The organism is Corynebacterium sp. HS2168-gen11 (assembly GCF_024834075.1).
Lineage (GTDB): Bacteria > Actinomycetota > Actinomycetes > Mycobacteriales > Mycobacteriaceae > Corynebacterium.
Window position 1 is genome coordinate 250,298 of the sequence record NZ_JANUXR010000002.1, and the last position, 25,921, is coordinate 276,218.

The following is a 25,921-nucleotide window of genomic DNA, read 5'->3' on the forward strand; positions in this document are numbered from 1 at the left end:
TCGACAACTGCGCCCGTACCACTGCGCCCGTACATTTGCGTGAAAGTTCAGGTAGAATCGAACCCAGCTGAGCCAGTGACGACCAAGGAAGGACACACGATGGAGTACCCGCATAATCGCATGTATGACCTTGAATATCCAACCCCAGAAATCGGCTCAACACACGATACCGGAGTCAGTTTAATTATCGCGCTGCAAGGCTACGCGGACGCTGGCCAGGCAGTTACACTCGCCTCTGAACATCTACAAGCAGCACTTGATCACCGAGTAATCGCAAATTTCCATTCAGATGAACTCATCGATTATCGTTCACGTCGTCCTTTAGTGACTATTGATCAAAACTCGATTGCAGATTTCGAGCGACTTGGTTTAACAATGCACGTCATGCATGATGCCAAGGAACGTCCATTTTTATTGCTCTCTGGCCCCGAACCTGATCTTCGCTGGGATGCATTTTCAAACGTGATTGTAGAACTCATCGAACGTTTCCACGTCACACAGACTATCTGTCTATATTCTGCCCCAATGGCGGTACCGCATACTCGCCCTATGATTGTCAGTGCACATGGCAATATTGCGGAAATTTTGCAAACCTACCACACCTTGGACTCGAAATTTCAGATCCCTGGCGCAGTCTCACTCTTGATTGAAAAGAAACTGCAAGATAAACATCTGCCATTTGCGGGTATCACCGCACATGTGCCACATTATGTAGCCACAACCTCCTACCCTTTGGCTACGTTGCGTTTGCTCTCATCGGTGGAAGAAACTGCTGGTATTTCAATCCCTTTGGAATCTTTGGAACAAGACATCGACAACGTCGCAAAGCAAATTCAAGAACAAGTTGGTCAATCTGCAGAAATCGGCTCTGTTGTAGAACTACTCGAGCAACAATATGACGAATCTTTAGAACAACTCGAACAGGCACGACGCGAACAAAAAGCTCTCGAATCTGACGATAAAGATCCGAAGCATATGCCATCAGGCGAGGAACTCGGTGAAGAATTTGAACGATTCTTAGCAGATCTTCATGACGAAACGAATACGGATCCTCAGTATGCCGTAGCATCCGAAGACTCCCCTGCTGATGACACTGACAAAGCATCCGATGATACAGCGCGCGATGCACGACACGAGCATGATTCCACACCGCCTGCTGCTCATAAGCACGATTCTGAAAGCACTCATCCGCAGGACTCGTCACCGAACGACGAGCAATCTTAATCACTTCATTACCCTATGCTGGCACTACCCTCCTTGGAATGTGTCCATAAACCTGAAGATAGATGCACTTTTGCACACTGCCGACTAGTGTTAAAGAGTGACTTTATCTCGTTTATTGCCAGACCTTGCCGATGTTCCAGAAGATTATATCGATGAATCTATCTATGATTCATTCGTTGCTTGGACACGGCAACGAAATATTACGTTGTACCCGGCGCAAGAAGAAGCAATTTTAAATATCTTGGCCAATGACAACGTTATTTTGGCAACGCCTACTGGCAGTGGAAAGTCAATGGTGGCAACAGCTGCACATTTTATTGCGTTAGCACGTGGGCAACGCAGTTTTTACACGGCCCCTATTAAGGCTTTAGTTTCGGAAAAGTTTTTTGCCCTGTGCGATATTTTTGGACCAGAATCCGTGGGCATGATGACAGGTGATGCCACTGTGAATGGCCGTGCACCAATTATCTGTGCGACAGCTGAAGTTGTTGCCAATATTGCCCTACGTGATGGTGCCAATGCGGATATCGATCAAGTCATCATGGATGAGTTCCATTATTATTCGGAACCTGACCGTGGTTGGGCATGGCAAGTGCCATTGCTTGAATTGCCAAAAGCGCAATTTTTATTAATATCGGCAACGCTTAACGATACGCAGAAGTTGCAGGAAGATTTATCGGCGCGTACGAATCGTGAAACGCATTTGGTTGGAAGTGACGCCACACGTCCTGTTCCTTTGGAATTTGAGTTTGTGTACACCCCAGTGCATGAAACTATTGAAAACTTACTCAGCAGTAAAAAAGCACCAATTTACGTGGTGCACTTTACTCAAAAAGAAGCTGTGGAGCGGGCACAATCACTTCATGGTTTAAAGGTGATTACGGCTGAAGAAAAACAACGCATCGTCGATGAAATTGGAAACTTCAAGTTCACCACCACTTTTGGTAAAACGCTTTCAAGTTTGTTGCGTCGTGGTATTGGTGTGCATCATGCTGGGATGTTGCCGAAGTATCGTCGGTTAGTTGAAAAATTATCGCAAAGTGGATTGCTGAAGATTATTTGTGGCACAGATACTCTCGGCGTTGGTATTAACGTTCCAATCCGCACAGTACTGTTTACTGGTTTAGCAAAATTTGATGGCGCGAAGATGCGCATTTTAGCGTCTCGTGAATTTCATCAAATTGCAGGTCGCGCAGGTAGAGCTGGTTATGACACGGTTGGTACTGTGGTAATTGAAGCAACCGAACATGAAATTGAAAATTGGCGATTGCGGCAACGCGCAGGTCACGATCCTCAAAAGCTGAAAAAATTGCGGAAAAAAGCTGCTAGAGATGGTGAAATAACTTGGACTGAGAAAACGTATGAACGTTTGATCAACGCCGAAGCTGAACCGTTGATGAGTCAATTTCGTGTGTCTCACTCAATGTTATTGAATGTCATCTCTCGTCCAGGTGATGGTTTTGAGCATATGAAGCATCTGCTGCGCAGTAATCATGAAACTCGTGCGAAACAAAATACGTTGATTCTTAAAGCCCTTGAGATCTTTCGCAGCTTAGTCAATTCAGGTATTGTGGTGCGTCTCGAGCAACCAGATGCAAGTGGGCGTCGATACGCAATTACCCAAGAATTACAGCGAGATTTTGCGCTCAATCAGCCACTTACACCATTTGCCATCGCAGCTCTCGAACTGCTGGATCCACAAAGTCCAACCTATGCCCTTGACGTAGTAAGTGTGTACGAGGCAATTTTGGAAGATCCACGCGTGGTATTAATCGCACAGCAAAAACAAGCACGCAGTGAAGAAATTGCTACCTTGAAGGCTGAAGGCGTTGAATATAGCGAACGCATGGCGATTCTCGAGGAAATTACCTGGCCAAAACCTCTCGAAGATCTGTTGGAGCACGCTTTTGAGCTCTATCGTCAGCAACTACCATGGGCGCGCGAATTCGATATTCATCCGAAGTCAATTGTGCGTGACATGATTGAGCATGGCATGACTTTCTCAGATTTGATCGCAACTTATGGCATTGCTCGCGCTGAAGGTGTGGTTTTGCGGTATCTAACCGATGCCTGGCGAACACTTTCCCACTCAGTTCCAGAAGAATTCCGCACTGAACAGCTCGATGACATCATCATTTGGCTCGGAGAAGTGGTTCGGCAAGTTGATTCTTCCTTGGTTGATGAATGGGCACAGATGGCAGATCCCGATGCGCCAATTTCAGAAGAAACGCTGCAACGCGAATTGGCCTTTGGCATCGAAGACCCAACCGCACTTTCTGCGCAGCGACGTGCGTTTACGATCATGATTCGCAACACAATGTTCCGCTTGGTGCAATTATTTGCCTTTGAACGTGAAGAAGAACTTGCCCAAATGCTTGAATATTTAGACCCACAACCAGACTTTGCTACAGCACTCGATGATTATTTCGACGAATACGCCGACGTTGATCTTGGTCCCGATGCTCGAGGCAGTGAGTATTTCCGATTAGAAACAACTGGCAGGCTTTGGACAGTGCAGCAAATCATCAAAGACCCTGCTGATGATCACGCATTTAGTTTCAAGGCAACAGTCGATCTTGATGCTTCAGATGCAGCAGGTGAAGTACGCTTTGCCAATCTTGAGATTCTCTCCTCGTAACGTTAAAAAAATGTGCCAGTCATCATCAATCATGACTGGCACATTTAACTTTCAGTGTATCACCGAGCTGAGCACAATGAATTGCTTAGAGTGACAAAGCATCTTCAATTGCTAATGCCTGTGCGACACCAGTCACCACGCCTGCAATCTTGACTGTTTCAAAAATGGCGTCTTTCGTCACACCTTCAACTTCGACAGTCTTTTGATGTGCAATGGTGCAAAATTCACAACCATTCATGCTGGAGACTGCAAGTGCCCACAATTCAAAATCTTGCTTTTCGACGCCAGGGTTACCAATGATATTCATACGCAACCCCATACGGATTTGCGCAAAATCGTCGCCAAGCCAGTGCTTTGCACGATAGACCACGTTATTCATTGCCATCACCGATGCAGCAGCAAATGCGGCGCGCAGTGCTTCAGGGCTTAAGTGGTCTTTCGCTTCTGCAACAATTTCTTGAATGACCGTGGCATTTCGTGTTGCTGCAGCACAGGCAACAAACGTGCCCCATTTTTGCTGGTCAGTCAGCACAGTTGCTCGTGCGAGAGCATCAATATTGAGCTTGAGGTCTTTCGCGTACTCCGGCAATGCCGACTTCAGTTCCGCAATCGACATTACTTCAGGCCTTCTTTCATCTCACTGAAACGGTCGATGTTCTTGGTTGGATCGTTTGCTTTCCAGTTACATGCGCAAACTTCTTCAGACTGCAGCGCATCCAGCACACGCAAAACCTCATCGACATTACGGCCAACTGCATCTGGAGTGACGGACACAAATTGAATAATGCCATCTGGATCGATAATAAAGGTCGCACGATCAGCAACACCACCCTCGTTCTCCACGCCAAGGGCACGAATGAGTTCATGCTTGATGTCAGAGAACATTGGGAATGGGATCTCTTTCAACTCTGGATGCTGTGCACGCCAGTTAAAGTGAGAGAACTCATTATCAACGGAACCGCCGAGAATCTGAGTATCACGGTCTGCGAAATCTTCATTCAATTTGCCGAATGCTGCAATCTCAGTTGGGCAAACGAAGGTGAAGTCCTTTGGATAGAAGAACACAACCTTCCATTTGCCTGGATACTTATCAAGGGAAACTTCTTCGAAATAATCTTCTGGCTGGCTAGCATTTACGCTGTGCAGATCGCCGCCTTTGAGTGCAGTGAGCTTAAACTCTGGGAACTTATCGCCAATGGTAAGAATTGCCATGATGCCTCCAAATTGTTCAGTGCCGCTTCTGAATTTCACAAAAAGATAATCTTCGGATTCGCACTCGAAGTTTCTCATGTACTGATGAATCAAGAAGTCGACGCGATTGCTAAACGCTCATGAGTTAAGGCATTTTTATAACCTTAACCACATGCTGCATCCATACTAGACCATAATTTCCCTATTAGCAACGATTGCCAATATCATCCAAAACAGCTTCGCGAAACTGACGGATTTTACCCCCGTATTACCCCATTAGTCACACGGGCAAAAATTACATAACTAAAGTTAGCGGCACATAATTCATAATCTGGCTTTTTATTAATCCAAAATATGAAATTTGCTATTATAAGTAAATTCAATCCTTTGCTAAAGTTTACGTATATGAGCAATAAAGAATATCGGCCAACTCTCGCACAGCTGCGTACTTTCGTTACGATTGCTGAAAATAAACACTTTGGCACTGCCGCAGCAAAATTAAATATTTCACAACCTTCTTTGTCGCAGGCACTTGTTGCGCTCGAGACTGGATTAGACGTTCAACTCATTGAACGCTCGACCCGACGTGTGATTATTACTCCAGCTGGCGAGAAACTGCTTCCTCTTGCAAAAGCTACGTTAAATGCCGCTGATAGTTTTCTTACTCATGCACAAGGCGCGTCTGGAACGCTGGCGGGTTCGTTGACTGTTGGTATGATTCCAACGATTGCACCATATTTACTTCCAGAAATTATTGCGATTCTGCGCGAAGAATACCCTGACCTAACTTTTAACATCATCGAGGATCAAACAAAGCATTTGATCACCGCTTTACGTGACGGTGCAATTGACTGCGCTTTAATCGCATTGCCAGCAAATGCTTCTGGACTGAACGAAGTTCCTCTGTATACAGAAGATTTTGTCATGGCAATGCCACCACAACACGCCTTAGCAGGGCGCACCGACCTTACCTTGAATAATTTACGAGATGTTCGTCTACTTTTGCTTGACGACGGCCACTGCTTACGAGATCAGGTAGTAGATTTATGCCGCCAGGCGGAGTTTAACCCTATTCTCAGAGCTGATGCTGGTACCCGTGCATCGTCTTTAACCACTGTGTTAGAACTCATTCGTGCCGACATGGGTGCGACGTTAATCCCTGAATCAGCACATGCAACCGAATCCGAGCGCATGGGTCTTGCCACTGCAACCTTCGCACCGGATACAACTGCTTCACGCCAGGTCGGCATTGTGTTCCGTTCTTCTTCAACCCGAGGTGATGATTTCAAATTATTTGGTGATGTCGTTGTACGTTCCTTCCATAAGGTAGTGGGACGTCCTGAATAGGCTGCGAAGATCTTACGGGCCTTCTCAAACCTGAATAACTCCGGTGAAGAAACCTGCTTCACCGGAGTTTTTCAATGCTCAGAACTAGGAGATCCCTGCAAGTCTTCGCAGAAGCGATTACCACTCCCCTTGCCAATCTTTTCCCATGCTCACCATACAATCTGCCAATGCAATCGCTGGTAATCTCGGTACACACATCACAGATGTTTTTTTGACAAGAATTGTCTGTACAGAAATATGGCCAACACTCTGTATCATAAGGAAAACTGTCTAAATAAACAGTGCATATCTGTTTATTTTTCCCAATCTGTTTCCACTTGTGTGCATAAATTGCAGAACATTTACTACATCTGTGGGTAGCTCTTGTGTGCAATCTGACGATACAAATGAGTTGTTGCATGTACCCTAAACGGCACTGCAATGATCAAGCCAATGGTGAGCGTCAACCCTGTCATAAGAGCAAAGATCAAAGTAATCACGATCATAGTACCCACCACCGGGAAGTAGTTCTTGGCTACCAACACGGCACTGTTACCAAGTGCAGTCAAGATCGATTCATCAGTATCAATGACGTGTATGACCACAAACATGAAAAAGACATTGATAAATACCGCTTGAAGCATATTGCTCAGTGAGACTACGACAACCGCAATCATGCCATTTTCAACGAGCGAGAGCACAGCAATTAGCACCACAAACGACAACACAACCTGAATAATTCCAACTAATAAACCAGCAAGCAGTGAACGCATATATTTTGCATTCTCCCACACAGTGCTTAAGGAAAGCTGCTTGCCTCGGATCTGTAATAACGTTGCCGAATAGATCAGTGGGGTAACTAATGCTGTCAATCCATTGACCACAATTGTCATCGTAAAATCGCTTTGATTTTCCAGATTCGCTGTTGGATCAGCTGCATTTGCACCAGCTTGTAGTGTTTCAGGATCCAGGTTCGACAACGTGTAGTACGCCATCACGCCCACCCCAATAGCAACGAAAATGTACAACACGATAGCAGGAATCACCCACCACTTAGGCAATGCGAAGGTTGCTTTAAAGCCATAGGAGATAACCGAACTAAAATCAATCCCGCGTTCGCGAGTGGTCATTCGCGTTTGTGTGTATGGATTCTCAGCGGATTCATCCGAATGAAATGTAGATGTCCACGATGTTTCCGCTGCGCTGCCATCACCGTAAAATCCTTGGGCCTCATTACCATAGCGTTGCGCAAAAGCGGCTTGATCTTCTGGATGTGGTGTTGGCTGATAGCGAGGAAACTCATTGTCTTTTTGATCTTCAGACATCTTTATTCATCCACCTTTCGCTGGTCGATTATTGAAATCCATTCTTAAGTCACTTTAACAACAGTGGCCATAAAATGCACTGATAAGTCACCATTTCTCTTTAGTAGCGCAAAAGCTTTGACCGCAGGTAAAGTGGGCTCTAACTATGTCTGAAACATCCCATCCTCGCCCTCGCAATCGCCGCTCGGATCATCGGCGCAGAAACCTTGATTCCAAACTACAAGCACGCCGCACGCAGTGTCTCGAAGCATTGCAAACCACCACGCTTTACGACGCCGCCAAACTGCGCAATCGCGTGAACAAGGCACGTACGGCTCAGGCTTTTACAAGCCTTGAGCGCGATATTCGTGTGGCACAGCAACGCTATACAACTCGTATTGAGCATCTTCCAATTCCTGACTATCCTGCAAACTTGCCAGTTAGTGAGCGCAAAGACGATATTGTTGCGGCAATTCAAGCCAATCAAGTTGTGATTATTGCTGGTGAAACTGGTTCTGGTAAAACCACGCAAATTCCAAAGATATGTTTGGAATTAGGCCGCGGCCGGCGTGGGTTGATTGGACATACACAGCCGCGTCGATTAGCAGCACGTACAGTTGCTGAACGCATTGCCGAAGAATTGCAGCAACCAGTTGGTGAATCGGTAGGCTATGCGATTCGGTTTGATGATCAGGTCAGTGATACCACTGCGATCAAATTAATGACGGATGGCATTTTGCTTTCAGAGATGCAACGTGACCGTTTACTGCTGCGCTACGACACCATCATTATTGATGAGGCCCATGAACGCAGTCTAAATATCGATTTTTTGTTGGGCTATCTCAAACAGATTTTGCCGAAGCGACCTGATCTCAAGGTTATTATTACCTCCGCAACTATTGATCCGGAACGTTTTGCGCAGCATTTCGCGAGCCCAAGCGGCACACCGGCTCCAATTATCGAGGTTTCAGGACGCACCTTCCCTGTTGAGATTTTGTATCGTCCGCTCGAACGAACTGTTGGTGATACAACTGTAGATATTGATCCGGTTGATGGCTTACTCGAAGCATTAGAAGAGCTGATGGGCTATGGCGATGGCGATATCTTGTGCTTTTTTGCAGGTGAGGCTGATATTCGTGAAGCAATGGAAGCCATTGAAGCAAAACATTGGCGCGGTATTGAGGTAGTCCCCTTATTTGGTCGCTTAAGTAACCAAGAACAACACCGCGTATTCCAGCCGCATAGTTTGCGTCGCATTGTGCTTTCGACAAATATTGCTGAAACCTCCTTAACGGTTCCAGGTATTCACTTTGTTGTCGATGCCGGTACCGCTCGTATTTCTCGTTATTCAGTGCGCACGAAAGTCCAGCGGCTGCCAATTGAGCCAATTTCCCAAGCATCGGCAGCGCAACGAAGTGGTAGGTGCGGTCGTGTTGCAGATGGTGTTGCGATTCGGTTGTATTCAGAGCAGGATTTTGACTCGCGTCCGGCTTTTACGGATCCAGAAATTTTGCGTACCAATTTAGCCCAAGTTATTTTGCAAATGGCAGCGCTACAACTTGGTGATATTGAAGATTTTCCTTTCTTACAAGCCCCCGATACCAAAGCCATTCGAGATGGCATGGTATTGCTGCATGAACTTGGTGCCTTAGAGCAATTAGAAACCCGTGCGCACACACCACGTTTGACTCGAATCGGACGCGATATTGCGAAAATTCCACTCGATCCTCGAATGTCTCGCATGTTAGTTGCTGCCAATGAACTGGGATGTTTACATGAAATGCAAGTTATTGTTGCAGCATTATCCATCCAAGACGTTCGCGAGCGTCCACTTGAATTCCAAGCACAAGCTGATCAACTGCACGCTCGTTTCAAGGATCCCACCAGTGATTTTTTAAGCTACCTCAAACTTTGGCACTATATTACGACCACTCGACAACAGCTCTCGAGCAATGCATTTAAAAAACAGATGCAACGTGAATACTTGCATTACATGCGAATTCGCGAATGGTTCGATTTAGTCCGGCAACTGAAATCGATCAGCGAACAGCTTTCGTGGTCAACGCAGCAAGGCTACGCTTTAGATCCCATCGTGCCAAGCCAACCGCGAGCTACTCGTCACACCAACGACGATGACGGATTAAACTTTGCGTTAGAAACCGACCAGGCCACTGCTATTCACCAGTCCCTGATTACAGGATTACTCTCGCATATTGGCATTCGTATTGGCCAAACCAAGGAATATCAAGGCGCACGGAACACGCGTTTTTATATTTTCCCTGGCTCAAGTGTGGCAAAAACCAGTCCGCAATTTATTATTGCCTCGGAACTGGTAGAAACTTCCCGACTGTTTGGTCGAGACGTTGCAAGTATCGATCCGATCTGGGTGGAACGCTGTGCTCAAGGATTACTGAAACACCAGTATTCCGAACCGCACTGGTCGAGTAAAAAAGCAACAGCAATGGTCTATCAGCGCTCTACCTTATATGGTGTGCCAATCGTGGCTGATCGATTGGTCGCATACCAGCGCATTGATGCGCCAGCAGCTCGAGAAATGTTTATTCGTGAGGCGTTGATTGCAGGGCAATGGACTACCCACCACAAATTCTTCCACCGTAACGTCGAAAAGCTGCAAGAGGCAATGGAACTCGAGCATCGTGCACGACGTCGCGATATTGTGGTTGACGAGGAAACGCTATTTGCGTTTTATGATGCTCGTCTGCCGGTATCGGTCACAAGTGGACGTAATTTTGATCATTGGTGGAAGCGTCAGCAGCAACGCAATCGTACCTTGTTGGATTTTGATCCTGAGCATTTGGTCAACGATCAAGCGTCCGTAGTTACGGAGGAGGCATTTCCAACAACCTGGCATTCAAAAACCTTAAGTTTCGAATTGTCGTACCAGTTTGAGCCGGGTACTGAATTCGATGGTGTGACCATTCACATTCCTATTCCGATTTTGGCAGGTCTGGATGATACGGAATATCACTGGCTTGTGCCTGGCATGCGTGAAGAACTGGTCACTGAACTCATTCGTGGTTTGCCAAAGCATGTACGACGTCAAGTCGTTCCTGCGCCTGAGTACGCCAAGAAGGTCCTGCCGTTACTGCGACCACATGCACCTGAAACGTTGTATCAACAGCTTGCAACCATTTTGCAACAATTTGGTGGTGTGGGTATTGATGCCGGTGATTTTCAACCGGCGAAACTACCTGCACATTTACGAATGACCTTCGCTGCAATTGATAAACGCGGCAAGATTTTGGATCACGATAAGTCGCTGATCCAACTCAAACAACGCAAACAGCAACAAATTCGAGCATCTGTGGCTAAGGTGACTCAGGTTGTTGAACAACATACGACTGGCCCTTGGACTGCTGAAACACTGGGCACTATTGAATCCGAAGTGACTACAATAGTCGATGGTCAGCAGGTCACGACGTATCCGGCGTTGGTCAAAACTGCCAAAGGCCTGGCTATTAAGGCAATGGGTACCCAAGCAGAAGCTGATGCTGCGATGCTGACAACTACATTGACGCTGCTTCTGGAAACAATTTCGGTAAATACGCAGAAGATGCTCAATGGTTTATCGCTACAACAACGCGTAGGTATTGAAAATTATCCACACGGCGGTGCTCACGGCTTTGTCGAAGAAGCGCGTATTGCCGCGATTCGTGATCTGATGATGGAAGCTGGCGGGCCGGTACGTGATCCAGCAAAGTTTCAGAAGTTACTGGAAACAGTGCGGTCACAGACACCGACCAAAGTACGTACCTTTGTCACAACCCTGGCACCGGCGTTGGTGTTATATTTACAAACCGCGGATCAGGTTGCGACACGAAACGGTCCCGCTTGGGACGACATGCGTGAACAATTAGCGTTCTTATTGCCACGACATGCCTTAGTTCGACACGGCATGGCTCGTTTGCAGCATTTGCCACGGTATATACAGGCGATGCATATTCGTATTGAGGAGCTGGGCTATTCTACGACCAAAGACTTACAGCGGATGGATTCAATTCATGCTGTGGAAGATCGATTGTTCGACAAACTTGCATTGCTGCCAACAGGAAGAGAAAAAACCACTGAGGTGAAAAATATTCAGTGGTTGATTCAAGAGTTGCGTGTGAGTACGTTTGCTCAACGACTTGGTACCTCACAAAAGGTTTCAGAATCTAAAATCAACAAACTCATCCAGCAACTGCGTTAGGGCAATACACACAAACGTAATGCAAAAAGTGGAGTTTCATGGGAGTTTGACGCCATTAATCACATTATGCTGTTGCATTCCTAGAACATCATGAAAAGTGGCACAGCTCCACTATGACTGCAAGCGGTCATCAGCGTACATTGACTGTATTTATACCATGCATGCACGTGTCTTGAATTGTCTCCTGCATGCATCATGCGTACGAGACTAGCGCAACTGACGTGCCGCCGGCGACTGATGTTATGCCGGCATCATGTGCACGTTTGTATCGCAAGAAGATACGTTGCACGAAATCGCGTTTATAGTGTCCTGTCGAGTCGATGCATGAGACGAATTTCAGATTCAAAATCTTGCGCTGATTCAAACGACTTATACACAGACGCAAAACGGAGATATGCGACTTCATCAAGTTCTCGAAGCGGCTCAAGAATAGCAAGACCAATTGCATTGGCATGGATCTGAGACGAACCATTTTGACGAACTTTTTCCTCAACCTGCTGCGCTAAACGTTTCAGAGAATCATCACTAACATCACGTCCTTGGCACGCACGGCGTACACCAGACACCACTTTATCGCGGCTAAATGGCTCAGTTAAACCATTACGTTTCACAACCAATAGTTGAGCCTTTTCCATCGTTGTGAAACGACCTTGGCATGCGCTACATTCACGACGACGTCGAATAGCTGTTCCGCTATCAACAACACGAGAATCAATAACTTTGGAATGCTCGTGTTGACAAAATGGGCAGTGCATAAGACAAGACTCTTTCTCTTTGCAGACAAATTCTCTCTCTTATTATGCCAAGAGATATCAAATTGTCAGATATAGTCGAAGTTACATGCCTGTATCAGCGATAACTTGCATATACTCTGCATCAAAGAAAGATGTCTCTTGTGGATCATTAGCAAGCAGCATGGAGATACCCGCACTAAACAACAATGCGGAAATGATCACAAGAGAGTAGCGTTTCAAACTTTCCAGCAAATATAGGCTTGCATGAGCAACTGTTCTACGCAATCCAACTTGCTGTGACCGTGATGTCGACTGGGAGATGGCGGATTGAAAAGCCAACTGCATGCCACCATTCCACACTGCAGCAGGTGGCACAACAACTGGGCACAGCTCCGATGCTTGTACTCGTCGAGGTTGAAGAGCAGTCATAGTCGTACTTTCTCGTTAATGTTGCACAGAGATTCGGCATTGAGCTTCAAGATATCGAAATACTTTAAGTTACCAATACCAACTTCGCTCAATTGTTCGAAATAGGAATTATGTTTAAATTATTATGGCGGTTACAACATTTGTCAAACTCGAACATCTATTCGATATGGATATATTCTTAAAAACCCATGACTAGCTCTAATAATAACGAAAAAGTAGACCATGTCTCCTACACGATCATCTCGCCAATAGCAGAAAATCTTCGATGAAAGATTCGACACATCTTGTCGAACTAATTGAAGTCAATCGAAAACCTCTGCTAGTATCAGAGAAAATGCCAATTGGAGGAAAACAAGCCATGTCGAGTAAATCCAGCAAAAAAGATCAACGCGAACCGTTAACATCTCGTCAAAGCCAAGTATTACAAGTAATCATTGACGCAGTTCAATTGCGCGGATACCCTCCAAGCATTCGCGAAATTGGTGATGCAGCTGGATTGCATTCCACATCATCTGTTTCGTACCAGCTTAATGAATTGGTTCGAAAAGGCTATGTAGTTCGAGACTCAAACAAGCCACGTGCAGTTAATATCACTACGTTGCCAACCGAACACACAAAAAAGACTGGTCCAAAACCTAAGAAACAAGTACAAGATCCAGAAATCAACCTTGACGACTACTTTACTGTTCCTCTGGTTGGCACGATTGCAGCAGGTGTTCCAATTACTGCCGAAGAACATGTAGAAAATAAATTTTTGCTTTCCCGCGAGATTATCGGTGAAGGCGAACATTTTATGCTTAAAGTCAACGGTGAATCTATGCGTGATGCGGGCATTCTGGATGGTGACTATGTGGTTGTTCGTGCGCAAAATGTTGCAGAAAATGGAGAAATCGTTGCAGCGCTTATCGACGGCGAGGCGACTGTCAAAGAATATGCGGTTACATCCTCAGGTTCGTGGCTTCTCCCCCACAACCCAGAATTCGACGACATTCCAGTTACAGCCGATACTCAAATTCAAGGCAAAGTCGTAAGCTTGCTCCGCAGTTTCTAACGCAATTCATGCATATACCCTGCATGGTACGGCCAATTTATCGTTCAGGCCTTGTAGATCTTTCACTTTGCGCTCTAAGCGCAGTTGTGAGCCACCACGTGAATGCCAACTAGTCCATGCGGACATTCAGGATAATTGTGCGAACCATCATTGACAATTGCCAATCTTCACATCTATTGGTGGCAAAATCGCGACGATACGTAAGCAAATACATCAGTCAGTGTTGTATGACGTCTGACAGGTTTGCTTGTTTTTAGTACATTCTAAGCTCTCAATACCCCCAAAGTTCTACCCCTATTTCTTAATGTGGGCGTTTTCACGTTTACCCCGATGTCACCAAAATATGGCAAAACCCACAGGTCATCGACTTACTCGGATTTTAAGAGTGTTTTCCTACACGCTTGAAGCGCCACATTACGATGAAAAAGCAACATTTTTTCCCACTCAAACTCACAAATGTGGGAAGATGATGAGTGACTTTCAAACATGAAGTTCGTATATCTGCGAATACTTCAGAAATAACAGAAACATCTCGTTTTTGTTTCACTTCTTTTCGCTTCAGCAAATGTTTGATTGCCAAATGCAAACTCAACACATACTGATTCAAGGAGATCCGTGTAACAATGTATTCAGAAGAACGCCGTCGTCAGATTGCCTCACTGACTGCAATTGAAGGACGCGTAAATGTTACGGAACTCGCTGCACGTTTTGACGTTACCGCAGAAACCATTCGCCGTGACTTAGCAGTGCTTGACCGAGAAGGTGTGGTTCATCGCGTTCATGGCGGTGCAGTAGCAAATCAAACTTTCCAAACCACCGAATATCCACTCGATGCTCGAGCACGCTCCGCATCGACTGCTAAAAATTCGATTGCACAAGCAGCACTTGCCTTTCTCCCCGATCAACAAGGTGGAATGTTCTTAGATGCAGGTACAACAACTGCTGCTCTAGCTGAGCTAATCTCATTACAGCCAACAGCGAAGCATTGGTCGATTGTTACGAACTCCTTGTCTATTGCTCTTACTTTGGCGAATGCCAATCTCGATGAGGTGCAACTGCTTGGCGGCAGCGTGCGCGGCATTACTCAGGCTGTCGTTGGTGCACCAGCACTTCGTACGCTCGCTCTTATGCGTGCTGATGTTGCGTTTATCGGCACTAACGCTTTAACACTCGATCATGGGTTATCAACTGCTGATTCTCAAGAAGCAGCGATTAAGTCAGCTATGATTACCAATGCCCAAAAAGTTGTGGTGTTGTGCGACTCTACAAAAATGGGAACCGACTATCTCGTAAGCTTTGGCGCTATTTCTGATATTGATGTAATTGTCACCGATGCAAACGTGCCAGACAGCTTCGTGAAAGCCCTTCGTGATCGTAATATCGAGGTTGTCATCGCACCAGCCTAGAGTTTCATCGCTGATAATGCGTACATGTGGTGCTTCTGCTCAAGAAGTACCACATTTTTACGAGGATCTGAGTCTTATACCCTGAAATTTTGTACTGATACGCAAATGCCGCAGCGTCGATAAGCATTGCAATACTTGAACGAGTGCGGCAGGGTGTTGTGGAATCGAGAAGGCATAGAAAAAGCCACTATCTTTGGTAACTTCTCCAAAGACAGTGGCCAGCTGTTTTCTACGGATTAACTGCTCATCAGGATCTTTCGTACTGTTGCTCGAGCGTCTTTTGCGCCTTCAGCATCAAGTGCGGCTGCGGCAGCACGCTTGCAAGTTTCAAAATCGACTGCAGCAAGTTGTGCACCGACGGCTGCAATTGCAGTTGAGGCCGCTGAGAGTGAGTTCACGCCCAGACCAGTCAAGACACATGCCAGCAGTGGATCCGCTGCTGCTTCACCACAAATACCAACAGGCGTATTAAAACGCTGACCTTCCTTACAGGTGTGCTCAATCAAACGCAGTACCGCTGGCTGCCAAGGATCCGTCAGATATGCCAATTGTGGTGACATGCGATCGGCTGCCATTGTATATTGCGTTAAATCATTCGTACCGATCGAGACGAAGTCGAGATATGGCATGATCTTATCTGCCATCAATGATGCGGCAGGAACTTCGATCATGGCACCAGCAATTAAGCCACGTTCTTTACAGAGTGCCGAGAACCACTTCGCTTCGCGTGCAGTTGCCACCATTGGCGCCATCACCCACGTCGGGCTGGAAGCATCGCGACCCAATTGCTGTGCTGCAAGCGCAATAGCGTCAAGCTGACGAGTCATAATTGGCTCATTCGCACGCGCAACACGAAGACCGCGTACACCTAGTGCTGGGTTGATCTCATCTGCCATATTCGCAAACGCCACTGGCTTATCAGAACCTGCGTCTAAGGACCGCACAACTACTTTTGCGTCTGGGAACTGTTCAAGCACTTTCTTGTAGACAGCGGCTTGTTCTTCGACAGATGGTTCCTCGGTAGCGGTTAAGAAGCACAACTCGGTACGGAACAGACCAATGCCTTCCGCTTGGCTTTGCGTTGCTGCTACACGTGCAGAATTGCCGTCTTGTACATTCGCGAGCAGTTGAATACGGTGACCATCTTTAGTCTGCGCTGGACCGCGCCACTGTGCAATTCGTTCTGCTTGCATATGAGATTCTTGCTCGGCAAGAAGTGCCGTCTCGGCATCAGCTTCAAGGGTGATTGTGCCCAATGAACCATCCACTAAGATCATCTCGCCAGAAGCAATGTTTTGGATACTTGATCCTGCTGCAACGATGCACGGCACGTTGAGCTGACGCGCAATAATTGCAGTATGCGAGGTAGGTCCGCCAAGTTCAGTTACAAGACCGACAAAATATTCGGTATCTAAAGCAGCTGTATCGGCTGGAGAGAGATCGTCGGCGAATAGCACTACCCGTTCAGTTACTGCCGGCAGACCCGGCTCTGATTCACCGCGCAGTTCTGCGATCACGCGATCACGGATATCACGCAAGTCAGTTGTGCGTTCAGCCATCACTCCGCCGGCGGCCTCAAACAAAGCAACAAATTTGGTCGTTGCTGCAACAACGGCATAATCAGCCGGATGACCTCCAGTGATACCCTTTTTCACAGCCTTGCGCCAACCACGATCATTAATCATGCCGGCAGTAGCTTTCAACACTGCAGAAGCATCACCTACTGCTCGCTCGGAACGCTCAAGCAAACGTTGAGCGACTGTATCAGCGGCGATAGTAAAACGTTCCAACTCCGCTTCACGCTTTGCTTCGTCGACGACATCACCAGCTTGCGGTAACTTTGGGCGCGGACTGATCCACACTGCCTTTGCATAGCGTACGCCTGGTACAACAGCCGTACCCTTATAACCTGTGCCACTTGTCACATCATCGAACATAAGAAGCGTTCCTCACTTTCAAAAAGGTATTAGTTCTAGAACACCACAAAAACAACATTTTCGCAATAAACCAAAAAATCAAATTTGGTTTCTATGCCCTATTCTTTTTGGTTGTGCACCTACAAACCGATCGTCGAAATGTCCGGATCTTTGCCAGTAGTAGCAAACTTCCGAAACATCGATTCACAAGCAATTTTAGCACTCAATTCAAAACTCCCGCAGGTAGTCCGTTAAACTACTGAGTGAACAAAGTGACACAGCAAGAACGCGCCCGAAAAGGCACATGAGAAATATTTCATCTTTTTGATGAAACGTGAGGCAGGTGAAAATGTGAACAAGACCAAACACCAACCTCTTATTGTCACAGTCACTCCTAATCCGAGTATCGATACCACTTTTCAACTTTCGGAACTATTCGTACCTGGCAACGTACAACGTGTGTCCACTACCTTGCATTCTGCCGGTGGCAAAGGCATGAATGTTTCCCATGCACTGCACAAAGCAGCCATTGCAAACTTGGCAATTTTCCCCGCACATGCCCACGATCATTTTTTACAGCTCGCACGTAAAACGGGCATTTCTTTCGTCAATACGCCAGCAACGAATAGCGTACGCATCAATACCACCATCTGCGAACCAGATGGGACAACCACGAAACTCAATGGTGCAGGCGCAGAGCTGACTGCTGAGGATCAAAAAAGTTTAGAATCAGCGATTTTACAACACAGTCCACTAGCGCAATGGGTTGCCCTCGCTGGCTCCCTACCACCGGGCCTCACCGCAGATTGGTATTGCGAAATTACCCAACTCCTGCGCAATTATGCCCCAAATGTGAAAATCGCAATCGATACTGCCGATGCCCCGCTGCGTGCAGTTTACGATCGCCTCGATCAGTGCGCACCAGATCTTTTATCGCCGAATAGCTTAGAGCTTGGTCAGCTTGTCGGTATTCCAGGCGAGATTTTAGAAAACGAAGTCGAAAACGGTAATTTTTTGCCATTACTGGCTGCTTGCGACAAGCTGCTTCACAAAGGATTACCTGAGGTTTTAGTGACGCTTGGTGCGGCAGGCGCTGTCTTAATAAATTCAGAAACTGCCTTGTATGCAAGGTGTTCCCCTGTCAAAGTGTTATCCACTGTTGGCGCAGGTGATAGTACTTTGGCTGGATACTTACGCGGCATTGTTGAAGGATATTCAGCCTCTGAGGCATTACAGCTTGCTGTGGGATATGGCACAGCTGCCGTAACACTGCCAGGTACTGCCATTCCAGGACCAGTCCATGCAGCGTCATATCCTGTCACCGTTGAGGAAATTCGGTACTAAGACTTGTGTATTTTGCTAAAAATCTCACATTCAAAGAAAAATGTTGGCAGTTTTACATAAAACCACATACAATCGGACATAGGTACGCTCTTCCTATTTGTAGCGGCACCTCGTGTGCCCTCGCTACTGCAAAGAGCAGAATGTCACATGTTGCTGTCAGCAAATGATCATGCATCGTTTCGCTGTGAATCGAAAGGACCATTAAAAATGGCTTCCAAGACCGTTACGGTCGGCTCTGCAGTCGGCCTTCATGCTCGCCCTGCTTCCATCATCGCTGAAGCTGCTGGTGAATACGACGAAGATATCTTCTTGACTCTTGAAGGTGAAGACGACGACGAAACTGATGCAGCATCTTCTTTGATGATCATGGCTCTTGGCGCTGAAAAGGGTGACAAAGTGACTGTGACCTCAGATAACGCTGAAGCAGTGGAGAAGATCGCCGCCCTTATCGAACAAGATCTCGACGCTTAAGTAAGCTTGTTTTTCACCAACCGCTGGTTGTGTTCCAATGAGAGTTTGGAAACGTACCAGCGGTTGTCGCATTGGTAGGTGTCGTTAAGTATGCACCAATTGGCCATCGTCAGAGAAGATTTTTGCTTGCACTGCCAAGCGCTGCGCGCGGCTATCCCCCATCGCGCACCTACGCAACACAGTAATCGATGGATCTGTGGCAAACAACACACGAATCTGATCCTCAGCACGCTGAGAACCATCGGCAAGAATCACATAATGCAAAGACTTCGACCCAACATGGACCCAATCGGCGCCGCGACCGCTCGCAGCCATTGCATATAACGCAACCGCCGATGCATCATAGGCGCCAACCCCCGTTTCACGCGCATACGGAAATGGCGACACTCCAATTGCAATTGGCGTGTCAATCACCTTATCACGCACCAGGGCATTCAACGCCAAAGCCACTTTTAATTGCTGGCCGAATCCTAAATAACACGTGCGCGCAGGATACCGCTGCACCGGCAAACACGAATCCGCAAAACTCAGCCAGGTTTCCAGTCCCACATGTGGCTGCACAACCGCGCGCAGTGCCGCAACTGTCGCATCTAAAGCTTTTATCGCCTCCCGCTTCCTACGGCCGCCTAATAGCACCCAGCTAAACTCACTCGCCCCCTGATTACGCAACGCAGCAACATGCTCGTCATGCCGCACCACCAGCTCCGCAGCACGTGACACGCCACGCTCTAGTGCAATCTGGCGCACTCCCCGCTGCAAATCAAACACCAGCGCTCCAAAATCCTGAAACGCCAACAACGATTCCACATACTCACGACACACATTCCACGACAATTTTTCCGCCAGCACTGAATCCTGCAGCCGCGTATACCGCCATCGAACAGGCCGAATATGTCGTGGCACAAAATCGGTCACATTCGGCAAAGGAATACGATGAAATACTGCAGTGATAGGCAAATCACCGGAAAGGTGGCAGCTGAGTGCCTCGGCAATCGCGTTGGTGGCATGGGCATGTACCCCCACTATTAAGGAAATATTCGCAACTTTTGCCTCTGCAGCAGTTGCAATGGCTGTATGCATATCTTCACAAATAACATTGACATACTGCTTATCGACGGCGTCTTGCAACACTTCCCGATCGACATCAACCACAATACTCACCCCACCAAAGGCCTTCACCAGCTGTGCTTGTGCCCGCCCATGATCACCACAACCAAGAATCAATGTCACAGTATCAGTGAAATCGCCACCGAGGTGTGTTTTCGCCAACCTATAACAAGTCTCAAAAGACTCCAACATGTGTGCCTGGACATCATCAAGAAACCAGGCAGGTTCAGCTTCAACGCTGCTGTGAGAGGCCAGAATACGTGGTCCAAATGTGGTACCGGGAATCACGCCTAGAAAGCGATCGCGCTCATACAGCATCGTTTCATTATCCGCTAACGTATCCACCGCAGTGGCTTCTGGCCCATACACATGACGCAGCAACGGATACAACCACAACGCATAGCCAGTAGGCTGCCCAAAAGCACTAAGGGTAGCTTCAGCAGTGAATGTGTCCGTGCTTGCAGGTGAGGTTGGGCGCGTACTTGTTTCCAGCTTGCTGTTGTTACTTGATGCTACATCCGCGCCGTGCATGAACGTCGATATGGTCTCGGTCACAGCTTCTCCTTTTTTTGTTTTGCACTGGAGCAACCTGTCTATGCTGCTATTTTTCCTTAATGTTGGGCATAGACTAGCGCAAAACACCACCTCACACCAGCAATTACCTCAAGTCATAGGTAATGACTTCCGGTGTGATTTAGGCACGAAAAAGCTGGACCCCTATTAAGGAAATCCAGCTTGTGATGATTCACGCTTAACGCTTAAAATCTTGCGTTTTTGCCTTCACCGAAGGTTACATACATCCACTTCAACAGCGGGTAGCCTGCGATCACACCGATTGAACCCCATGCGATGCCTTCAAGCGTGATACCAAAGACTGTCAGCGAAAGGTTACCAATACCGGCGACCAATGCAACTGCTGCGGCAGTGAGGTTCACAGGATTATTGAAGTTGACTTGATTGTCTTGCCAGATGCGCACGCCGAGCATACCGATCAAACCATAAAGCACCAATGCTGCACCGCCAAGCACGCCAACTGGAATGGTGAAGATCAGCACGCCGAATTTCGGAATGAATGCCAACACAACTGCAGTTGATGCTGCTACCCAATACGCTGCGGTGGAATAGACGCGAGTTGCTGCCATCACACCAATATTTTCAGCGTACGTAGTGGTACCAGAGCCACCGAAGCTACCGGCAAGTGCAGTACCGATACCATCTGCAATCAAGGCATCACCTGCAAGATCATCAAGATCGCGACCAGTCATTTCCGACACTGCCTTCACGTGACCAACGTTTTCTGCAATCAGGACGATAACAACTGGCAAAGTAATCAAGATAGCAGGCACTGTAAATGTTGGTGCATGGAATTCAGGCAACCCGATCCACGGAGCTTGCGCAATTGCTTCACTGGCACCCTCTGAGAGATTGCCGGTGACAGCAGCAAACACCCAACCAGTGATAACACCGAGTAAGATGCCCAAACGCGCAATCATGCCACGACATGCCACGGTAAAGGTCAAGATGGCAAACAGGGTGACGGTCGCAACCAGCGGCTGCTCCTGATAGTTATTGACCGCAGCCGGTGAGAGGTTCAAACCAATTAAAGCCACAATCGCGCCAGTCACAGCAGGTGGCATGACCAGATCGATAATGCGCTTGCCTAATGCCTTGACCGCAAAACCTACCAGAATCAATGCTAGACCAGCTGCAACTACGCCACCAAGCTGAACCGCAATGCCTTCACCTTGGCTTGCCATCAGTGGCGCAATGAAACCGAACGACGATCCCAAATAAGAAGGCAACCGGTTGCGAGTCACCAACAAGAAAATCATGGTGCCCAAACCAGAGAATAGCAACGTGGTATTCACCGGGAAACCAGTCAGCGTTGGTACCAACAAGGTGGCACCGAACATTGCAATCACATGCTGCATGCCGATGCCAACCGTGCGCGACCAGCTCAAACGTTCATCTGGCGCTACCACGCCACCTGGCTCAATTGATTTTCCATCACCGTGCAGGGTCCAACCCCAAGAAGAATTATTCACGAGTCTTTATTATCGACGCCGAATCATAAAAACACCAATTCCAGCCTTCTGCCAATCCCAATGGCACCATCGGCTTTTTCGGTGATGAAGAACGAAGGCGAGCGTCGTCAAGCATTTGCGTATCGACGCTTACAGGTACTTCTACTCCACCGTATCAGGGGAAATGATGAACTCAGCCAGTTCCTGTGCCAGCGAGTGCGGCAATCGAACGTCCATGATGGTGCCTTGATCGGTGTACTCCTCAGACAACACCGTGCCGAATTTATGTAACCGCGAGACCACATCTCCGCGCGTGAACGGAATCAGCAGATGGCTATGCGCATCTAACGAATTTAAGAACAGCTCGACGCGGGCTTCCAGCTCAGCAATGCCTTCACCGGTGTGCGCTGAGACAAACACCACATCGTCGAGCACATGCCGCAGCTCTGCGAGTGTTAATGGATCAGCCGCGTCAATCTTATTGACCACCACGATCTCAGGCGGAGCATCCACTCTTTGCTCACGGACGATTTCCCTAATAACGGAATTCACCGCCTCGATCTGCTTCAGTGGAAACGGATCCGAGCCGTCAACAACGTGCAACACCAAATCAGCTTCCACGACTTCTTCCAACGTGGAACGAAACGCCTCAACCAGCTGCGTTGGCAAGTGACGCACGAAGCCAACGGTGTCGGTAAACACAACGGTGCGGCCATCGGCGAGCTCTGCGCGTCGAGTTGTTGGGTCAAGGGTGGCAAAAAGCGCGTCTTCGACCAGCACACCTGCCCCGGTCATCGCATTAATTAAGGAAGATTTCCCGGCATTGGTATATCCGGCAATGGCAATTGAGGCCACCGTAGAACTTCGCCGTTGCGCGCGTTTAACCTCGCGAGCGGTTTTCATCCCCGCAATTTCCTTGCGCAATTTCGCCATATCGGTACGCAGCCGGCGTCGATCAGCCTCGATCTTGGTTTCACCCGGACCGCGCAAGCCTACGCCACCATTTGAACCAGCGCGGCCACCTGCCTGACGCGACAACGCCCCACCCCAACCACGCACACGGGTAATCAGATATTCCATCTGCGCTAATGAAACCTGGGCCTTACCTTCTTTGCTCTTAGCATGCTGGGCGAAAATATCGAGAATCAGCATCGTGCGGTCGATAACTTTTACATCCAGTGCCTTTTCCAGCGCAATCATCTGACCAGGCGATAACTCACCGTCGCACACAACCGTGTCCACGCCCGTAGAGACCACGATTTCCTTTAATTCCTTCACCTTGCCGCTGCCAATATAGGTGCCAGGATCCGGACGATCACGCTTTTGATACAGCATATCGACGACCTCAGAACCCGCAGTCTCGGCAAGCGCCGATAACTCCATCATCGTCGCCTCAATTTCGGCAGTCGTCCCCTCGGTCCACACACCAACCAAGATCACGCGCTCCAGGCGCAGCTTACGGTACTCAACGTCATAGCCATCGTCTTGATCAGTCGCGTGAATATTGGACCCACGAGCTAATCGACGCAGCGAACTACGCGCCTCCAGATCCAGCTCACCAACCGTCGGGGTGGCATTGGAGGCGAAATGACTATCGGCCGAGGCTGCAGGATCATGGCTTTTACCTGCGCTAGTGTCTACTGAGCGTTCCAAACCAGAGAAATCGACTCCGGGGTGCTCATCAGGGCTAAGAGCCGTTGGCGTATGATCACGAAACGTTTGCTCTATTAAGGCGTCATGATCGCGCTGAGAATGCTGGGGGAAATTCGGTAAATTATTCATCGTTGCTGACTATTGTCTCACTTTCCACCGAAGTTTGCCTATTCCCTATTAAGAAAATTTTTCTTAATAGGTGGTACGTCACAGGCGATCGCCGGCAACGAACCTGCGCGGCCTACCTTATTAAGGGTAAACTCTGGTGGTATGAGTACAGACTTAGAAGCATTGGGAATGAACTATCCAACCTGGCAAGCTGCAGTCGAGGCGGCCATTGCCACCGATCAGCTTTCGGTCACCGGTGAAGTGCGTGGTGGCCAGCTGATTCAGTATTCGGATCCTTCAGGCGCCCAATTAAATATTCTCGCCGTCGAGCCTTTTGCCACCTATGCCGGTTTTGATGCAGTGGCAATGAGCTTTGCACACATTTCTATGCTCAATGATGTGCTCGCACTTTGCGAAATCGTCGATTACAACGGCCAAACAGTCACAACTTTGACCTGTAACCTAGCCCAAGGCCCACTGCTTGTCGACGAACCCGAGCAGCGTTGGCAACAGCTTTCCGTCGCCCTGCTTGCAGACGCCCAAAGCCTCACCTATTACGAAAATTCAGAGGCATACAGCAACGCCACCGGTGAGCAACCAGGTTCGCTGCAATCATTCGGCGCCGAGATCGTCGCAAAGGGCACTGGCAGCGAAATCCCAGATGCAAGTGCTGAATTTAGTGCACGTATTCTCGAAGCCGATTATCGCACCAATGGCTTGACCGGCCAGCGATTTATTCACGCAACGGTTGACGGTTCTTTCGCCTACGATGTCTGCTTGCCAGACTCCCCTGATCTGCCAGAGAAAAACTCGATCATCACCGGCTCAGGCATTTTGGTCGGCTCCGTGCTGGCACCGCAAGGTTGCGGCGGCGATGGTGGCGGCTGTGGTTCGGGTGGCTGTGGTTGCGGTGGCCATTAAGGAAAGCGGCATATTTGATCCGCAAACAACAAATGTTCTAGGCTAATAAATTCTAACTGCCCAATCAACGCTAAAGGCTTTTGTTATGAACGAGATCATCGAGTACGATCGGGGTTTTTCATCGCCTCGATGGCCGTGGTTTGTCATTGGCACCTGCTGTTTAGCGTTGATTTTCTTTCTGAAATATGAAGGCGTTGTTTTAGCAATTCTCATCAGCGCCTTGGCGTATCTCGCAATCCGTTTCCAGCCAAACAGCGCCGAAGCGACCGCACTGCAATCGTCAATTTTGTTGTCCTTAGAAGACATTGACGCAGTGCTCGATGAATTCCACAAATTCCTCTATAGCTCCGAGGCAGACTACGTCGCCGATCGTACTCTCCAACGACCAGCTCTCGCAGAGGCCAACTCAACAGATCCAGACATCGAACAATTCTGGCTGCTGGCAAAATCCAGCAAAAACTTCACCAAAAAGATACGCCTCCGCCTGCGTCGACCACTCCAAGTCGCTCAATTAGAACAACTGCTGATGCTTACCGACGCCCGTGTCGAGGAGCTACAGGCCGCTTGGAGCGCTGCGCGTCGAGCAGCATTAAGGCGCGGGCTTTAGGGTGTAGTGTTGGGGGCACCCTATTAAGGGAATCAGATTCCTTTTCCCCAGCACGCCTCGCCGAACACAGACGCCCGCTTCTTATTAGACTCTCGGAAGACCCAGTTTGGTTCCCATTTCCGACTGTGAGATTTCACCTACCGTTTCGCCTCGCATGACGTGTGGATTGTTTGTACGCTGCAGGCTATGAACATTCTGGGCACCGTCGCAAAGCTTGCCAGCGAAGCTGTGGCATTAATCCAAGCTGTCAGCCGCAG

At 48.0% G+C, this 25,921-nt stretch carries 19 protein-coding genes; 10 read left to right on the forward strand and 9 right to left on the reverse strand.

Annotation, left to right across the window (positions count from 1 at the left end):
* The first annotated feature begins 99 nt into the window (after positions 1-99).
* Positions 100-1,224, forward strand: coding sequence for a PAC2 family protein (locus tag NXS99_RS02465; RefSeq protein ID WP_396124802.1), 1,125 nt, complete (start codon positions 100-102; stop codon positions 1,222-1,224).
* Positions 1,225-1,321: 97 nt separating this feature from the next.
* Entirely contained in the window at positions 1,322-3,862 is a 2,541-nt protein-coding gene (locus NXS99_RS02470; protein WP_259287086.1) for an RNA helicase, read from the forward strand.
* An 85-nt stretch (positions 3,863-3,947) separates the two neighbouring features.
* Here the strand turns inward: NXS99_RS02470 and NXS99_RS02475 are convergent, their stop codons facing one another.
* Positions 3,948-4,478 carry a carboxymuconolactone decarboxylase family protein gene (locus tag NXS99_RS02475; protein WP_259287087.1) on the reverse strand — a complete coding sequence of 177 codons (531 nt, stop codon included), beginning with the start codon at positions 4,476-4,478 and terminating at the stop codon, positions 3,948-3,950.
* On the reverse strand, positions 4,478-5,074 hold the full coding sequence (locus NXS99_RS02480; RefSeq protein ID WP_259287088.1) for a peroxiredoxin: 597 nt from the start codon (positions 5,072-5,074) through the stop codon (positions 4,478-4,480). The genes NXS99_RS02475 and NXS99_RS02480 overlap by 1 nt, the downstream gene beginning before the upstream one ends.
* 384 nt (positions 5,075-5,458) lie before the next feature.
* On the opposite strand from NXS99_RS02480, the gene NXS99_RS02485 reads away from it, so the two are divergent.
* Positions 5,459-6,400, forward strand: coding sequence for a hydrogen peroxide-inducible genes activator (locus NXS99_RS02485; RefSeq protein ID WP_259287089.1), 942 nt, complete (start codon positions 5,459-5,461; stop codon positions 6,398-6,400).
* A gap of 344 nt (positions 6,401-6,744) precedes the next feature.
* Here the strand turns inward: NXS99_RS02485 and NXS99_RS02490 are convergent, their stop codons facing one another.
* Positions 6,745-7,704 carry a hypothetical protein gene (locus NXS99_RS02490; RefSeq protein WP_259287090.1) on the reverse strand — a complete coding sequence of 320 codons (960 nt, stop codon included), beginning with the start codon at positions 7,702-7,704 and terminating at the stop codon, positions 6,745-6,747.
* Positions 7,705-7,849: 145 nt separating this feature from the next.
* Between NXS99_RS02490 and hrpA the strand changes: the two genes are divergently transcribed.
* Entirely contained in the window at positions 7,850-11,893 is a 4,044-nt protein-coding gene (gene hrpA / locus NXS99_RS02495) for an ATP-dependent RNA helicase HrpA (RefSeq protein WP_259287091.1), read from the forward strand.
* A 299-nt stretch (positions 11,894-12,192) separates the two neighbouring features.
* Here the strand turns inward: hrpA and nrdR are convergent, their stop codons facing one another.
* Entirely contained in the window at positions 12,193-12,648 is a 456-nt protein-coding gene (gene nrdR / locus NXS99_RS02500; RefSeq protein ID WP_259287092.1) for a transcriptional regulator NrdR, read from the reverse strand.
* A gap of 81 nt (positions 12,649-12,729) precedes the next feature.
* Positions 12,730-13,056 carry a hypothetical protein gene (locus NXS99_RS02505; RefSeq protein WP_259287093.1) on the reverse strand — a complete coding sequence of 109 codons (327 nt, stop codon included), beginning with the start codon at positions 13,054-13,056 and terminating at the stop codon, positions 12,730-12,732.
* Between the two features lie 358 nt (positions 13,057-13,414).
* Here NXS99_RS02505 and lexA point away from each other — a divergent pair, with 358 nt between their 5' ends.
* Both lexA and NXS99_RS02515 read left to right on the forward strand, forming a co-directional pair.
* On the forward strand, positions 13,415-14,107 hold the full coding sequence (lexA, locus tag NXS99_RS02510; protein WP_259287094.1) for a transcriptional repressor LexA: 693 nt from the start codon (positions 13,415-13,417) through the stop codon (positions 14,105-14,107).
* Positions 14,108-14,730: 623 nt separating this feature from the next.
* A complete protein-coding gene (locus NXS99_RS02515; RefSeq protein WP_259287095.1) occupies positions 14,731-15,513 on the forward strand; it encodes a DeoR/GlpR family DNA-binding transcription regulator in 783 nt (260 codons plus the stop codon).
* A 236-nt stretch (positions 15,514-15,749) separates the two neighbouring features.
* Here NXS99_RS02515 and ptsP read toward each other — a convergent pair whose 3' ends face one another.
* Positions 15,750-17,450: a phosphoenolpyruvate--protein phosphotransferase gene (ptsP, locus tag NXS99_RS02520; protein WP_259287096.1), complete on the reverse strand. Its 1,701-nt coding sequence runs from the start codon at positions 17,448-17,450 to the stop codon at positions 15,750-15,752.
* Positions 17,451-17,780: 330 nt separating this feature from the next.
* Here ptsP and NXS99_RS02525 point away from each other — a divergent pair, with 330 nt between their 5' ends.
* Together NXS99_RS02525 and NXS99_RS02530 are read left to right on the forward strand one after the other, a co-directional pair.
* The gene (locus NXS99_RS02525) at positions 17,781-18,773 is read left to right on the forward strand and encodes a 1-phosphofructokinase family hexose kinase (protein ID WP_259287097.1); all 993 of its coding nucleotides are present in this window, start codon (positions 17,781-17,783) and stop codon (positions 18,771-18,773) included.
* A gap of 207 nt (positions 18,774-18,980) precedes the next feature.
* A complete protein-coding gene (locus tag NXS99_RS02530) occupies positions 18,981-19,244 on the forward strand; it encodes an HPr family phosphocarrier protein (protein WP_259287098.1) in 264 nt (87 codons plus the stop codon).
* Positions 19,245-19,328: 84 nt separating this feature from the next.
* On the opposite strand, the gene NXS99_RS02535 is transcribed toward NXS99_RS02530, so the two are convergent.
* The 3 genes from NXS99_RS02535 to hflX form a co-directional block, all read right to left on the reverse strand.
* A complete protein-coding gene (locus tag NXS99_RS02535; protein ID WP_259287099.1) occupies positions 19,329-20,906 on the reverse strand; it encodes an NAD-binding protein in 1,578 nt (525 codons plus the stop codon).
* Between the two features lie 203 nt (positions 20,907-21,109).
* The gene (locus NXS99_RS02540; protein ID WP_259287100.1) at positions 21,110-22,396 is read right to left on the reverse strand and encodes a uracil-xanthine permease family protein; all 1,287 of its coding nucleotides are present in this window, start codon (positions 22,394-22,396) and stop codon (positions 21,110-21,112) included.
* 141 nt (positions 22,397-22,537) lie between these two features.
* Positions 22,538-24,157 carry a GTPase HflX gene (hflX, locus tag NXS99_RS02545; protein ID WP_259287101.1) on the reverse strand — a complete coding sequence of 540 codons (1,620 nt, stop codon included), beginning with the start codon at positions 24,155-24,157 and terminating at the stop codon, positions 22,538-22,540.
* A gap of 141 nt (positions 24,158-24,298) precedes the next feature.
* Here hflX and NXS99_RS02550 point away from each other — a divergent pair, with 141 nt between their 5' ends.
* Both NXS99_RS02550 and NXS99_RS02555 read left to right on the forward strand, forming a co-directional pair.
* The gene (locus NXS99_RS02550; RefSeq protein ID WP_259287118.1) at positions 24,299-25,057 is read left to right on the forward strand and encodes a hypothetical protein; all 759 of its coding nucleotides are present in this window, start codon (positions 24,299-24,301) and stop codon (positions 25,055-25,057) included.
* A gap of 85 nt (positions 25,058-25,142) precedes the next feature.
* Positions 25,143-25,664, forward strand: a complete 522-nt coding sequence (locus tag NXS99_RS02555) for a hypothetical protein (RefSeq protein ID WP_259287102.1) — start codon at positions 25,143-25,145, stop codon at positions 25,662-25,664.
* Positions 25,665-25,921 lie beyond the last annotated feature (257 nt).